This is a genomic window from Polaribacter marinivivus (genome assembly GCF_042651285.1).
GTDB classification, from domain to species: Bacteria; Bacteroidota; Bacteroidia; order Flavobacteriales; family Flavobacteriaceae; genus Polaribacter; species Polaribacter marinivivus.
The window spans coordinates 1-15,211 of record NZ_JBHSCY010000001.1 but is presented as its reverse complement, the minus strand read 5'-3'; the positions used below and the strand labels follow the sequence as shown (position 1 = coordinate 15,211).

Sequence of the window (15,211 nt, the reverse complement as noted above, 5' to 3'; positions counted from 1 at the left end):
TGCATTGCTTCTTTACCTTTGTAATGAGAAAAAGAAAAAATAAAGAAGCGTAAAAATAGCTAAGAAAAAGATTAATTGTTATGAATTAGAATTGCTATGAAAAAAATCAGTTAGCTAAGAAAAAGAAATTTAGGTGGCACAAAAAAATTAAATTTCCCCCCAACATCTAAAACAAAAAAAGTCTCCATTTTGGAGACTTTTCAATTTTTAACATTATTTAGTTATTCGCCAAATAAATGTAACTCTGTAAATTCTTTATTAATAGTTAATGTATGTTCTTTAGAATTTAATCCATTTAATTCAATATCAACATTATCAATTTGTACCTTTTTAACAGTAAAAGGTAAATTGTGGAATTTTATTTTAAAGTTAGAGTAAGGTGCATCAAATTTACCTTCTTTGTGTTGCTGTAAAATAAACTCTTTCTTTTTACCTGTTAGTTTAAATGTTCTTAGACTATATCTACCTTTTCTGTAGTCATATCCATCATGTGCATCATCATATAATTCTGATTTTTCTTTGCCTATTTTGTAATAAACATCTAAGGTAATTTCATCAAAATTTTTCTCTCCAACATATTGTTGTACAGGATATTTAGGAATAACAGCACCTTCTTTTATAAATATAGGCATGCTATCTAAATCTGCATCTACCCACATTTCTTTACCACCTTCAACAACTTCATCTGTCCAGAAATTATACCAATTTCCTCTTGGTATATACATTCTTCTACCTTTTGCATTTGGTTCTTGAATAGGACAAACTAAAATATGCTCTCCATAAACAAATTCATCACTTCTATAATGTGTATGAGGATCTTCTTGGTCAAATAATACTAGTGATTTTAAAATTGGAGTACCATTATTAATATGTTTCCAAAAAGCAGTGTATAAATAAGGTAATAATTGATATCTTATTTCTACAAACTTTCTTACAATATCAGTTATTTCATCACCAAAAACCCAAGGTTCTTGATCTCCATGATCTCCTGAAGAATGTACCCTACAAAAAACATGAAAAATTCCTAATTGAATCCACCTTGCAAATAATTCACCTTGTGGTTGTTCTGCAAATCCACCAATATCTGAACCAGCAAAAGAAAAACCAGACATTGCCATTCTTTGTGCTTGATTGTTGGCAATTGCTAAATGTTCCCAAGTAGCAACATTATCTCCCATCCAAGTAGAAGTATATCTTTGTGTACCTGAGTAAGCTGCTCTTGTAATTACAAAAGGACGTTTTGGGTAAGAGTATTTTTTTAATCCATGATATGTAGCTCTCGCCATTTGCATACCATAAACGTTGTGTGCTTTTCTATGAGAACATGGGTTTCCATCATAATCATGACGAACGTCATCTGGAAAAGTTTTATTAGGAACCTCCATAACAGCAGGCTCATTCATATCATTCCAAACACCTTTAACTCCAATATCTTCTATTAATTCTTGAAATAAACCTGACCACCATTCTCTAACTTCTGGTTTCGTATAATCTGGAAAATAACATTCTCCAGGCCAAACTTTTCCTTTCATGTAAGGTCCATCAGCTCTTTTACAGAAATAGTCTTTATCTAAGGCTTCTTTAAAAACATCGTATTCTAAATCAATTTTAATACCTGGATCTATAATAACTACGGTTTTAAAACCATCATCTTCTAATTCCTTAACCATTCTTTTAGGTTCTGGAAAATGTTCTTTATCCCAAGTAAAACATCTAAAACCATCCATATAATCGATGTCTAAATAGATGGCATCACAAGGTATTTGAAGTTCTCTAAATTTGCTAGTTACTTCTTTAACGTTATTTTCTGGATAGTAACTCCATTTACATTGGTGATATCCTAAAGCCCATAAAGGAGGTAATGCATGAGGTTTACCAGTTAAATCTGTGTAATTAGCAACAACATCAGACATTTGAGGTCCGTAAATAAAGTAATAATTCATTTCCCCACCTTGAGCCCAAAAACTAGTTACATTTCTTCTTTCTTGTGCAAAATCGAAATGCGTTTTAAAGGTATTATCAAAGAAAATACCATATGATTTATTATCATGAATTGATGTATAAAAAGGTATTGCCTTATAAATTGGATCTGTATTTTTACCAAATGCATAAGAATCTGTTACCCAATTTTCAAATCTTTTTCCTTTTAAATTTACATCTACTGGTTTATCTCCTAAACCATAATAACTTTCTGCTTTTTGAGAGATTTTACTCATTTTTACAATGTCACCTCCATATTGATAGCTTTCTTCCCAATGAAAACCAATTTCATCTTGGTTAATTAAAACCATGTCTAAAGCATCATAAATACTAACTTGTAAGCTAGATTTTTCTACTTTACAAATTAGTTTTTTAGTAGCAACTATATAATGAGTTTCATCTTCTGTAACTTTTAAAAAACTATATCCTCTTGAAGCATGTACTGTAATTCCATAAGAAAAATCGTTGTCGAATTTCCCTGTAGTAGAATATCTAAATCTTATAACACTGTCTCTAACAACAGTAAGCTGTAAAACTACATTATTGCTTGTAGTAAAATATAATTTATCTACGTCTTTTTTATAGTTGATTATTTTTGATGGAAATAAATTTCCTTTTTGTTCTAACTCTGTATTTACAATCATTTTGCGATACTTTTTAGCAATGTAAAAATCGTAAAAGTTTGTTTTACAAAGAAATATAAAACTTGTTTTTTACGATAACGTTTAAGTGCAAAAATAAGTGAATCAAGAAACATAAACTGCTAATTAATTAAGCATTTTTATATAATTTTTGATACCATAAAAAAAGATGATTTTTTTTCTTTTATTGAGAAAAAAATCATCTTTTTATTACTTACTTATGCTATTTTAATAATATAAAATATTATTTATATTTAAAAGCAATCATACTTAATGGAGGTAAAGTTAATTCTAAAGAATGTTGTCTATTATTCCATTCTTTTTCTTCTGATGTTAATTTTGTGTTTTTATACTCTCCTGTTCCATAATATTTTTTATCATCACTATTAAAAACTTGTTTTAATGATCCTGATTTTGGTAAACCTATTCTATAATTTTCTCTAGGAACAGGTGTTAAATTTAAAACTATGATTACATTATCTTTTTCATTTTCTCCTTTTCTTATATAAGATAAGACAGAGTTTTGATGATCTCCATGATCTATCCACTCAAAACCTTCAGGTGAAAATTGTTTTTCGAATAAAGCCTTTTCTTTTTTGTAGAATTTATTTAAATCTTTAACTAGACTTTGAGCACCTTTATGAACATCATATTGTAATAAATGCCAATCTAAACTCGTTTGAAAATTCCATTCTGATGTTTGCCCAAATTCGCCTCCTTGAAATAATAATTTAGTTCCTGGATGTGTGTACATAAAGCTATATAACAATCGTAAATTTGCAAAGCGTTGCCACTCATCTCCAGGCATTTTATCTACAATAGCTTTTTTACCATAAACCACTTCATCATGAGAAAGAGGTAGCATAAAGTTTTCTGTAAATGCATAGTTTAAGCTAAATGTTAAATCATTTTGATGATGTTTTCTGTAAACAGGTTCTTTAGCAAAATATTCTAGAGAGTCATGCATCCAACCCATCATCCATTTCATGCCAAAACCTAAACCACCATCGTAAATTGGTCTTGATACTTTAGAAAACGACGTTGATTCTTCTGCAATGGTTTGCACATCAGGAAAAGAAGCATATACTTCTGAATTCATATCTTTAATAAAGTCGATAGCTTCTAAATATTCGTTACCACCATAAATATTTGGCTCCCATTGACCATCTTCTCTTGAGTAATCTAAGAATAACATTGAGGCTACAGCATCTACTCGTAAACCATCTGCATGATATTGGTCTAACCAAAAAATAGCATTACTAATTAAAAAAGCTTTAATTTCATTTCTACCATAGTTAAAAATTAAACTTTTCCAATCTTGATGATATCCTTTTCTTCTGTCTGGATGTTCGTATAAATGAGATCCATCAAAATAACCTAAACCATGATCATCTGAAGGAAAATGAGAGGGAACCCAATCTAATAAAACACCAATTCCTTTTTCATGAAATTTATCTACTAAATATTTAAATTCATCTGGATAACCAAATCTTGATGTTGGCGCAAAATATCCTGTTAATTGATAACCCCAACTTGGATCATAAGGATATTCCATAATTGGCATAAATTCTACGTGGGTAAAATTCATCTCAGCCACATAATCTACTAATTCATCAGCTAACTCAACATAGCTTAAAAAACGGTTTTCTTCGATTTGTTTTTTCCATGAGCCTAAGTGAACTTCATAAACAGAAAAAGGCGCATTTAAAGCGTTGTTTTTCTTTCTATTCTTCATCCACTTTTTATCTTTCCACTCATAATCATCTTGCCAAACTACAGATGCTGTTTTTGGTGGGTGCTCACATCTTCTAGCAAAAGGATCTGCTTTTTCTGTAGTTACATCATTATGTGAACTTTGAATTTTGTATTTGTAAATATTGCCTTTACCAACATTAGGGATAAAACCTTCCCAAATTCCACTTCCATCCCAACGTACATTTAATTGATGTTCGCCAGCCAACCAAAAATTAAAGTCACCTACTACAGATACATTTTTAGCACTTGGTGCCCAAACTGCAAAATAAGTTCCTTCTTCACCATCTACATTAACAATATGAGAGCCGAATTTTTCGTAAAGCCTATAATGTTTACCTGCTTTAAATAGGTTAATATCAAAATCTGTAAAAAGACTAAATGCTTTTGTGTTTGCCATAGTTTATGAATTCATAATGTTTGCGATACCTTTTAACGGAATTATAGTCCATTTAGGTCTTGAATTAAGTTCGTAACCTAACTCATAAATTGCTTTTTCTAATAAGCAATATTTTAATAAATATACTCTTTCGTTTGTATAACCAATAGATAAATTGGCTTCTTGTGTAACAGCTCTGTAAGTTTCTAAAAATACAGAGATAAAATATTTGTATAATAACTCTCCAAATTCAAAAAGTTCTTCTTTGTCTTTAGAATATTCTTCTTGATGATTAAAAATGGTAGAGTAAATAGCATAATGAAAAGATCTAAACAAACCAGCTACATCTTTAAGTGGTGGTTGTTTTACTTTACGATCTCTAATGGTACTTTCTGGTTCTCCTTCGAAATCTAAAATACAGAAATCATCATCTTGAACTAAAATTTGCCCTAAATGATAATCTCCATGAATTCTAATACGTTCTCCTTTTAGTTTTGTCCAATCAAAATTGACTAATCTTTTACGGATAAGATTTTTATTTTCTAAAAATTCTTTTGCTAGTTTTAAAGAATAATCATCTAATTTATGAAGATTATTTTCTGTTAAGTTTAGTCTGTTTTGAAATTGATATGTTAATCTATTTTTTAACCAAACAGTATAATCACCATTAAAACGAGTGGGAGTAAAAGAAGTATCTGCAAATTCAGAGCCTAAAGCTATGTGCATTTCTGCAGTTCTTTGAGCTAGTAATTGTACTTTAGTAAGTAAATTTAAACCCACCCAATCTACAATTTGTGGAGGTAAATTAACAATTGAACATCTTTTAAAAAGTTCTATATCTGGTAAGTTTTTAAGTTCTATTTGTTTGTTGTCAATAGATAAATAGATCTTATGTATTTCTTTTAAAAAGTACTCCCAAGCATCACCTTTATTAGGTACTAATTCTTGCATTAAACCAATAGTTATATTGGTGTTTTCTGAATCTACAATATTTATAGATCCTAAGTATTTTGGAGTATGTTTAAACTCTTTATTATGAGATAAAAAATGACTCATTTCATAATCAGGATTTTTATCTGCATAAATTCTTCTAAAGAATTTTAAAATAAAGGTATCATTATAGATGATAGAAGTGTTACTTTGTTCTGCTCCTAAAAAGTTTGATGATTTATATTTTGGAAAATTAAATGTCTCTGATTTATGATATTGAACAGGTGTTTTATCTACAGGAAGTGCATTACTAATTCTCTCATAAACAACTTTTCTAAAAGACTCTAAATACATAGCATCTATGATGTAGCCTTCTTGATCTTTTAATTTTATTGGTAGAATTCTGTTTTCTTTTGCAAAATTTTCATCAGAAACAAAAGAGATTGGTAAAAAGTAATGATGATAAAAAGCCTCTGTAAAATTGACTTCTAAAATCAACCCAAAATAAACTTCATCTCCTTGCTGAATTCTAAAATACTCACTTAATTCAATATACTTTAGTTGGCTAGATTTACCTCCATACCAACGTTGTTTTTGAATGTATTCTTCTAAAACTTCAGATAAAAAAACGTCAATAAAATCTTTACTTTCTATTAATTCTTCCCATTTTTTATTAGAAGAAAAAGTAGTTTTAGTAGATTTTATTTTTGCGTTTTCCATTACTTAAATACTATTTATTGATTTTAAAAATATGAAATGGTAGAGTAGGATGTAACTCAACATAGTTCCACTCATGATACCAATTATAAGAATTTCTTGTCACCAAATCTAAAACTTCTATTTTATGTCCATGATGAATGCCTAAATCATGTAAAGGAACTTGCACTGAACCAGATTGTGAGTTGTAAGCGTCTAAACTTATAACTGTTAGTGTTTCATTAGTTTTGTCTTGATTCCACTTGTAGAATGCAATTAATTGATCATTACCTGTTTCTAAAAATTTGATATTGTTAGTTTGCTGATAAGATTCATGTTCTTTTCTAATTGCATTTATTTTAGAAATTAACGTGGTAATTTTATTTTCTTTAAACCAATCATAATGACAAAGTTGAAACTTTTCTGACATGTAATATTCCTCTTTTCCTGCAATAGGTGTGTCTATTTGTTGTTCGAAAACAGGACCATAAATTCCAATATTAGAACTTAATGTAGCAGCTAAAGCATAACGTAATATATACATACTTTCTGGAGCACCTTGTAAATGAAAAGGATTAATATCTGGTGTGTTTGGCCAGAAATTTGGTCTCATAAATTCACGTTGATTTGTTTGCGTAAGCTCATTTACATACTCCATGATTTCATGTTTATGAACTCGCCAAGTAAAATAAGTGTAACTTTGTGTATAACCTTGTTTTGCCAATTGATGCATAACTTTTGGCTTTGTAAATGCTTCTGCTAAAAATAAAACATCTGGATGTTTCTTTTTTACTTCATCAATAATCCATCCCCAGAAATAATAAGGTTTTGTATGAGGATTATCAACTCTAAAAACATGAATATCACATTCTTCTATCCAATAGAACAATGTGTCTAAACATTCTTTCCAAAGGTTCTTAAAATCTTTACTTTCCCAGTAAATAGGTAATATATCTTGATATTTTTTTGGAGGGTTTTCAGCATACTGCACAGTTCCATCTGGTCTCCATTTAAACCAATCTGGATGATCTTTTACCCAAGGATGATCTGGAGCTGCCTGTAAAGCATAATCCATGGCAACTTCTATACCTTGATTTTTTGCTTCTGCAACTAAGTTTTTAAAGTCTTCTACAGTGCCTAATTCAGGGTGAATGTCTTTATGACCTCCATGTTTAGAGCCTATTCCCCAAGTAGAACCAACATCACCTTCTTGTGCAACAGTGGTGTTATTTTTACCTTTTCTGTTCACTTCACCAATTGGATGAATAGGAGGAAAGTACAAGGTATCAAATCCCATTTTAGCTATTCTTGGTAACAGTCTATAACAGTCGTTAAAAGTACCATGTTTACCTTCTTGTTCTGATGCAGATCTTGGAAAAAACTCATACCAAGTAGAAAAACGAGCTTTTTTACGGTCTACATAAACTTGAAATTCATTTGAAGTTTGCGTTAATAATTTTTCTGGATTATCCACAAAAATATCATGTAATCTTTGAGAAACAGCTTCTTTTATTGCATCATTATATGCTTCTGGATTTTTAAATATATTGATAAGATGATCTAAGTATTTTTTATCATCACCTTTTATATTCTTTATGATATTAGATAGAAGCTCAGCACCTTCTAATAATTCAGAATTTACATGTTGATAATCATCAATTTTTCTTTCAATTCCATGTTGCCAATTTAAAGCATAATCTACCCAGCCTTCAATTTTATAAGAGTAAAAACCTTGTTTTTCTGTTACAAAACTTGCAGTATATTCATCGTTAAAAGTAGGTTGCATTCTAACGGTTTCCCATTTTCTAGCAGATTTATGTTTATACAAAAGATCTGTTTGTAGAACATCATGTCCATCTACTAAAACATCTGCAGTAACATTTACAATTTCGTCAACTACTCTTTTTATAAAAATTGTTCCATTATTTATTTGTGGAGCAACATTTTCTATAACAATTCTACTTTGGTTTAGCATTGAAATTTATTTGATTTTTAAAATTTTATTTTGATTATCCTATGTTAGTTCCTTTAGGTATAGTTGCATCTTTCTTTATAACAACAATACCATCTTTAACCATGTAAGTATCTGTTTCTATGTCATCTATATGTTTACCTCCATTGATTCTTACATCATCACCAATTCTACAATTTTTATCTATAATACAATTATGAATGTAGCATCTATCTCCAATACCCATCATAATTTCTATTTTTTCTTCTGCAACTTGTTCTAACGTTTCATAAAAATCATTACCCATCATATAGGTATTAGAAATTAATGAATTTTTACCAATTCTAGAACGTATACCAATTACAGATCTTTCAATTTTTTCTGCTTGTATAATACAACCATCACCAATAACAGCTCTGTTTAAAATAGAACCAGAAATTTTTGAAGTTGGTAAAATACGTGCTCTTGTATACACACCTTTTTCATTATATAAATCAAATTGAGGAACATCGTCTGTTAAACCAATGTTTGCTTCGAAAAATGAATCGATATTTCCTATATCTTCCCAATAACCTTCATATTGATAGCTTAGAGTTTTGTGTTTTTCTATAGCTTGTGGTATAATTTCTTTTCCAAAATCGTTGGTGTCTGGATTCTCCATCAATTTTTTTAGAAGATCTCTATTAAAAATATAGATACCCATTGAAGCTAGATAATCTCTACCTTGCGCTTTCATATCACTACCTACATCAGAAGTCCAATTTGGTAATAATTCAGCACCTGGTTTCTCTATAAAAGAAGTAATTATGTTTTCGTCATTTGTTTTTAATAAACCAAATGAAGTAGCGTCTTTTGCATTTACAGGGTAGGTTGCAATAGATATTTCTGCACCACTTTCTTCATGTTTTTTAATCATATCATTAAAATCCATTTGATATAATTGGTCACCAGAAAGAATTAATGCATATTCAAAGTCATTTTGTAAAAAATGGTGCATACTTTGTCTTACAGCATCTGCAGTTCCTTGAAACCATTTATCACTTTGTATGGTTTGTTCTGCAGCTAATACATCTACAAAAGCTGAACTAAAAAAACTAAAATGATAGGTGTTTTTAATATGCTTGTTTAAAGATGCAGAATTAAACTGAGTTAACACATACATTCTTTTTATATCAGAATTTATACAATTAGAAATAGGAATATCAACTAATCTATATTTACCTGCAATAGGTACTGCAGGTTTAGATCTATCTTTTGTTAATGGGTATAATCTGGACCCTTGTCCTCCTCCTAAAATTATTCCTAATACTTTGTTGTTTATCATTTCTACTTGATTAAAGTTTTATATAATTCTTCTGTTTGTTTTGCAATTGATATCCAATCGAAATATTCCTCTACACGTTTTCTTCCTTTTTTAGCCATAGATTCTCTTAACTCCTTATTTTCTATAAGTTTGTTAATTCCATCTGCTAAGTCTTTGGCAAATTTATTTGGATTTACGGGTTCAAAAGGAGCTGTTTTTTGCTGCTTTACAGGCACTAATATTCCAGTTTCGCCATCTACAACGACTTCTTTAATACCACCAACAGCACTTGCTACAACTGCTGTATCACAAGCCATAGCCTCGATATTTATAATTCCAAAGGGTTCATAAATAGATGGGCAACAGAAAACATCTGCATGAGAATACAATTGAATAATTTCTTCTTTAGCAACCATTTTATCTATCCAAATAACATTATCTCTTGTTTTTTGAACTTCATTAACAGCTTGTTCCATTTCTATACCTATTTCTTTGGTATCTGGAGCTCCTGCACAAAGAACAATTTGAGTATCTGGATCTATATATTTTATAGCATTTACTAAATGTATAATTCCTTTTTGCCTTGTAATTCTTCCAACAAAAAGAACATATGGTTTAGATTTATCAACCCCATACGTATCTAAAGTATCAGTTGATGAAGTTTTGATGTATTGTTGTAAGTTAATACCATTGTAAATTACTTTAACTTTTTCTTCATCAACATTAAAATATTTTAAAACATCCACTTTTGTTTCTTCAGAAACTGCAATTAATGCATCAGCCATTTCAATTGCTGTTTTTTCTATCCAGGAAGATGCATCATAACCATTACCTAGTTGCTCTCTTTTCCAAGGACGAAGAGGTTCTAAAGAATGTGTTGTAATAACTAAAGGAATGCCATAGCACAATTTTGCCATTATTCCTGCAAAATGAGCATACCAAGTATGACAATGCACAACATCTGCATCTATGGGATCTGCATTCATATGAATGCCAGTACTTAAAGTTTGTAAAATAGCTTTTAGTTTTGGGTCTGAATTATCGAAAATAGAATTTTCATATGGGAAGCCTTTTACAGTTAAATGTTCATCTTTTACATCTTGATCTCCAAAACTTCTAACATCAACATTAATTAATTTAGCAAGCTCTTCAGCTAAATATTCTACATGCACACCAGCACCACCATAAACATAAGGAGGAAATTCTCTTGTAAAAAATAAGGCTTTCATAAATTTAGTTAGTGTATTTTAATGAATTGATAATTTATAAAATACGGACAAAACTACAAAATTTAAGGGAAGCTTTTTTTTGTTAATATATTATTATCAGTTTAGTAATAATTTAGTAATTTAACAGAAGAACTATGATTATTATTTACTTTTTTTTAAGTAAAATAAATAATTTGATAATTTAAAAGAAAAACTAAATTAAGAGTTTCTTTGTTTATTGATTTCATCTTGTAATTGTCTTCGAAGTTTTTGCTCTCTTTCAAGAGATTTTTTTCTGTGTACTTCAAATTCTTGTTCTACATCTTCTAAATCTTCTTTAGCCTTTTTTGTAAGAATATTACTTTTAGAGAATTTAAAAACAAAGAAAGCTAAAGCTAAAGCTAATGAAATTATGATTAACCAAAGTATAAGGTTGTATGTAACTTTACTAATTTGAAATCCAAATAGAGAAATTGAATTTTCTTTCTCCTGTGCTTTTTTTAAATCTTCTTTAGTTTTATTTAATTCTGCATTTAATTTTGCAACATTATCTCTTTCTTTTTTTAATAAAACTTTTTGTTCTTTAAGATCTTTGTTTGATGCTTTTATAGAATCTAAAACATTATTTTTTAGTTCTTGAAATTTATCTTTACTAATAACTTTATAAGTTTGATAAGAAGTAGATATTCTATTAATTTTATCAAACTGACCTTCTAATGTTTTGTCTTCTATAACTACGTTATTGTTTTCTTGAGAAAAACTTGTATACTGAATGAATAAAAGAAATAATGTAAAAAAAAGGGATTTCATTTTTTGTTATAAATTTTTGTAAATGTAATAAAAAAACCCAAACAAGATTGTTTGGGTTTTAGAATAAGTAAGTATTGTTATTTATTTAATTTTCTCTACAACTGCCTTAAAAGCTTCTGGGTTGTTTACTGCTAAATCTGCTAAAACTTTTCTGTTTAATTCGATATTGTTAGCTTTAACTTTCCCCATAAACTGTGAGTAAGACATTCCGTTTAAACGAGCTGCTGCGTTAATACGTGTAATCCATAAAGAACGGAAGTTTCTCTTATTGTTTTTACGGTCTCTGTATGCATATAACATACCTTTTTCAACCGCATTTTTTGCTACTGTGTAAACGTTTTTTCTACGTCCAAAGTAACCTTTTGCTGCTTTCAAGATTTTTTTTCTTCTATTTCTTGAAGCTACTGAATTTACTGATCTTGGCATAATTCAAATTGTTTTTTTTGTAGTAGGCGATTCATTTAAGAATACTTTCTGTTTTTTGCCTAACTCCATGGTTATTAATATTAATTCCCTTTTTAAACTTATTTTAAGTTTAATTGTTGCTTAATGTTAGCCTCATCTGCTTTATGTACTAAAGTGTCATGAGTTAACTTTAATTTACGTTTTTTAGACTTCTTTGTTAAGATGTGACTTTTAAACGCGTGCTTTCTTTTTAATTTTCCAGTACCTGTAACTTTAAATCGTTTTTTAGCACTAGACTTTGTTTTTAATTTAGGCATTTCTCCTTCTATTTAAACTACTTACTTATTATTTTAAATTCTGGTTTTAGCAGAATATTTATTTTGTTTTTTTAGGAGCGATAAACATAATCATACGTTTACCTTCTAATTTTGGTAATTGCTCCACTTTACCATATTCTTCAAGCTCTTGAGCTAATTTTAATAATAAAATTTGACCTTGTTCTTTAAAAATAATAGATCTACCTTTAAAGAATACGAATGCTTTTAATTTAGCTCCATCTTGTAAAAACTTTATAGCATGTTTCTTTTTAAATTCGTAATCATGCTCATCTGTTTGTGGTCCAAAACGTATTTCTTTAATGGTAACTTTAGTGGCTTTTGCCTTTAAAGCTTTTTCACGTTTTTTTTGTTCATATAAGAATTTCTTATAATCGATGATCTTACAAACTGGTGGTTTAGCTTTTGGTGATATTTCAACTAAATCTAAACCTTGTTCTTCTGCCATTTGTTTGGCTTGTGCTATAGGGTAGACACCAACTTCTACATTTTCTCCTACAACTCGAACTTCGTCAACATATTTTATTTTTTCATTAATTCTATGTTGATCTTCTTTGATTACTCTTAATGGTCTTCTTGACCGACTTCTACGTATTGCTATAACTTCTAAATTTTAATTAAACTTATTTTTAAACTAAAATATAATAAAAATCTTTATTTATTTAAATTTTTTTATTGTTTTCTTTTCTTCGTCTTTAATCATTTTTACAAATTCTTCTATTGTAAAAGTTCCTAAATCGCCTTCTCCATGTTTTCTAATAGAGACAGTTGCTTCATTTTCTTCTTTTTCACCAACAATAACCATGTATGGTATTTTGCTTACTTCTGCATCTCTAATCTTTCTTCCTGTCTTTTCAGACCTGTCGTCTATGAGGGCGCGAATTTCGGAATTTTCTAGCGATTCTAAAACTTTTTCTGAATAATTTTGATATTTCTCACTGATTGGCAGGATAATAACTTGTTCTGGAGTTAACCATAAAGGGAAATTACCACCTGTGTGTTCTAGTAAAACAGCAATAAATCTTTCCATAGAACCAAATGGTGCTCTATGAATCATTACAGGTCTGTGTAATTCATTATCTGAACCTTTATAAGTTAAATCGAATCGTTTAGGTAAATTGTAATCCACTTGAATTGTTCCTAATTGCCAACTTCTACCCAAAGCATCTTTAACCATAAAGTCTAATTTTGGACCGTAAAAAGCTGCTTCTCCTTCTTCAATTACAAAATCTAAACCTTTGTCTTTAGCAGCAGAAATAATTGCATTTTCTGCAATTTCCCATGTTTCTACATCACCTATATACTTATCTAAGTTTTCCATATCTCTGATAGAAACTTGAGCAGTAAAATCTTCAAATCCTAATGAGCCAAAAACATAAAGCACTAAATCTATTACTTCTTTAAATTCTTGGTCTAATTGTTCTGGTGTACAAAAAATATGAGCATCATCCTGTGTAAATCCTCTTACACGTGTTAAACCATGTAATTCTCCACTTTGCTCATACCTATAAACTGTTCCAAATTCTGCAAAACGTTTAGGTAAATCTTTATAAGAGTAAGGTTTAAAGTTATACACTTCACAATGATGAGGGCAATTCATTGGTTTTAATAAAAACTCTTCATCCATTTTTGGAGTTTTAATAGCTTGAAAACTATCTTCTCCATATTTTTCATAATGACCTGATGTTACATATAATTCTTTTTGTCCTATATGCGGAGTCATAACCATTTCGTAACCAGCCTTCTTTTGTGCTTCTTTTAAGAAATTTTCTAATCGTCCTCTTAAAGCTGCACCTTTAGGTAACCATAAAGGTAAACCTTGTCCTACTTTTTGAGAAAATGTAAATAATTCTAATTCTTTACCTAATTTTCTGTGATCACGTTTTTTTGCTTCTTCTAACAATTCTAAATACTCTGTAAGCATTTTTTGTTTTGGAAAGCTAATACCATAAACACGAGTTAGTTGATTGTTTTTTTCATCACCTCTCCAATAAGCCCCTGCAACATTCATTATTTTTACAGCTTTAATAAAGCCTGTATTTGGTATATGTCCTCCTCTACATAAATCAGTAAAGTTGCTGTGGTCGCAAAAAGTAATTTCTCCGTCTGTTAAGTTTTCAATCAACTCAACTTTATATTGATTGTTCTCTTCTTTATATAATGCCAATGCATCAGCTTTAGAAACTTCACGCATTTTAAACTCGTGCTTTCCTCTAGCTATTTCTAAAAACTTTTTTTCTAAAGAACCAAAATCTTTTTCAGAAATTGTTTCTTCACCTAAATCAACATCATAATAAAATCCATTATCAATAGCAGGTCCTATAGTTAATTTAGCTTTAGGATAAAAACTTATTATAGCTTCAGCCAAAACATGTGCGGAAGAATGCCAAAAAGCTTTTTTACCAGCTTCATCATTAAATGTATGTAGTATTAATGAGCCATTTGAAGTTAAAGGGGTCGTTGTTTCAACTGTTTCGCCATTAAAACTAGCAGAAATAATATTCCTTGCTAAACCTTCACTTATGCTTTTAGCTACATCAAAAGGAGTGCTATTTATTTCAAACTTCTTAATACTACCATCAGGTAAAGTAATTTCAATCATTTAATAAAAAATTATTTAAGGGTGCAAAGATATTAGAAAACAATTTTTAATACAATATAATGTTATCTCAATTTGTATTTAACAATCTAAATATAACTAAATCAGCTATATTTTTCATTTGGTTAATATTTTTTTTGGTTTTAAGATATTGATTTTAAAAGTGTTGATATTAGGTGTTTAAATTTTTTAATTTTTTCATTAATTTTATTTGGTTGATAA

At 29.3% G+C, this 15,211-nt stretch carries 11 protein-coding genes; all 11 read right to left on the bottom strand.

Annotated elements, in window-relative coordinates; translation table 11 throughout:
* Positions 1-221: 221 nt before the first annotated feature.
* On the bottom strand, positions 222-2,624 hold the full coding sequence (locus tag ACFOWD_RS00055; protein WP_377407057.1) for a glycoside hydrolase family 31 protein: 2,403 nt from the start codon (positions 2,622-2,624) through the stop codon (positions 222-224).
* A 241-nt stretch (positions 2,625-2,865) separates the two neighbouring features.
* Positions 2,866-4,773, bottom strand: a complete 1,908-nt coding sequence (gene glgB, locus ACFOWD_RS00050; RefSeq protein WP_298995517.1) for a 1,4-alpha-glucan branching protein GlgB — start codon at positions 4,771-4,773, stop codon at positions 2,866-2,868.
* 3 nt (positions 4,774-4,776) lie between these two features.
* Entirely contained in the window at positions 4,777-6,402 is a 1,626-nt protein-coding gene (locus ACFOWD_RS00045) for a maltokinase N-terminal cap-like domain-containing protein (RefSeq protein WP_377407055.1), read from the bottom strand.
* A gap of 10 nt (positions 6,403-6,412) precedes the next feature.
* Positions 6,413-8,353: an alpha-1,4-glucan--maltose-1-phosphate maltosyltransferase gene (locus tag ACFOWD_RS00040; RefSeq protein WP_377407053.1), complete on the bottom strand. Its 1,941-nt coding sequence runs from the start codon at positions 8,351-8,353 to the stop codon at positions 6,413-6,415.
* 34 nt (positions 8,354-8,387) lie between these two features.
* The gene (locus tag ACFOWD_RS00035; protein WP_377407051.1) at positions 8,388-9,653 is read right to left on the bottom strand and encodes a glucose-1-phosphate adenylyltransferase; all 1,266 of its coding nucleotides are present in this window, start codon (positions 9,651-9,653) and stop codon (positions 8,388-8,390) included.
* A gap of 2 nt (positions 9,654-9,655) precedes the next feature.
* The gene (gene glgA / locus ACFOWD_RS00030) at positions 9,656-10,861 is read right to left on the bottom strand and encodes a glycogen synthase (protein WP_377407049.1); all 1,206 of its coding nucleotides are present in this window, start codon (positions 10,859-10,861) and stop codon (positions 9,656-9,658) included.
* Positions 10,862-11,059: 198 nt separating this feature from the next.
* Entirely contained in the window at positions 11,060-11,650 is a 591-nt protein-coding gene (locus ACFOWD_RS00025) for a hypothetical protein (RefSeq protein ID WP_377407047.1), read from the bottom strand.
* Between the two features lie 81 nt (positions 11,651-11,731).
* Positions 11,732-12,076, bottom strand: a complete 345-nt coding sequence (gene rplT / locus ACFOWD_RS00020) for a 50S ribosomal protein L20 (protein WP_298995507.1) — start codon at positions 12,074-12,076, stop codon at positions 11,732-11,734.
* Between the two features lie 98 nt (positions 12,077-12,174).
* Positions 12,175-12,372: a 50S ribosomal protein L35 gene (rpmI, locus tag ACFOWD_RS00015; RefSeq protein WP_298995505.1), complete on the bottom strand. Its 198-nt coding sequence runs from the start codon at positions 12,370-12,372 to the stop codon at positions 12,175-12,177.
* 58 nt (positions 12,373-12,430) lie between these two features.
* Positions 12,431-12,949, bottom strand: a complete 519-nt coding sequence (gene infC, locus ACFOWD_RS00010; RefSeq protein WP_298995604.1) for a translation initiation factor IF-3 — start codon at positions 12,947-12,949, stop codon at positions 12,431-12,433.
* A 99-nt stretch (positions 12,950-13,048) separates the two neighbouring features.
* Complete coding sequence (gene thrS / locus ACFOWD_RS00005; RefSeq protein WP_377407045.1) at positions 13,049-14,992, bottom strand: threonine--tRNA ligase; 1,944 nt, start codon at positions 14,990-14,992, stop codon at positions 13,049-13,051.
* Between the last annotated feature and the right edge of the window lie 219 nt (positions 14,993-15,211).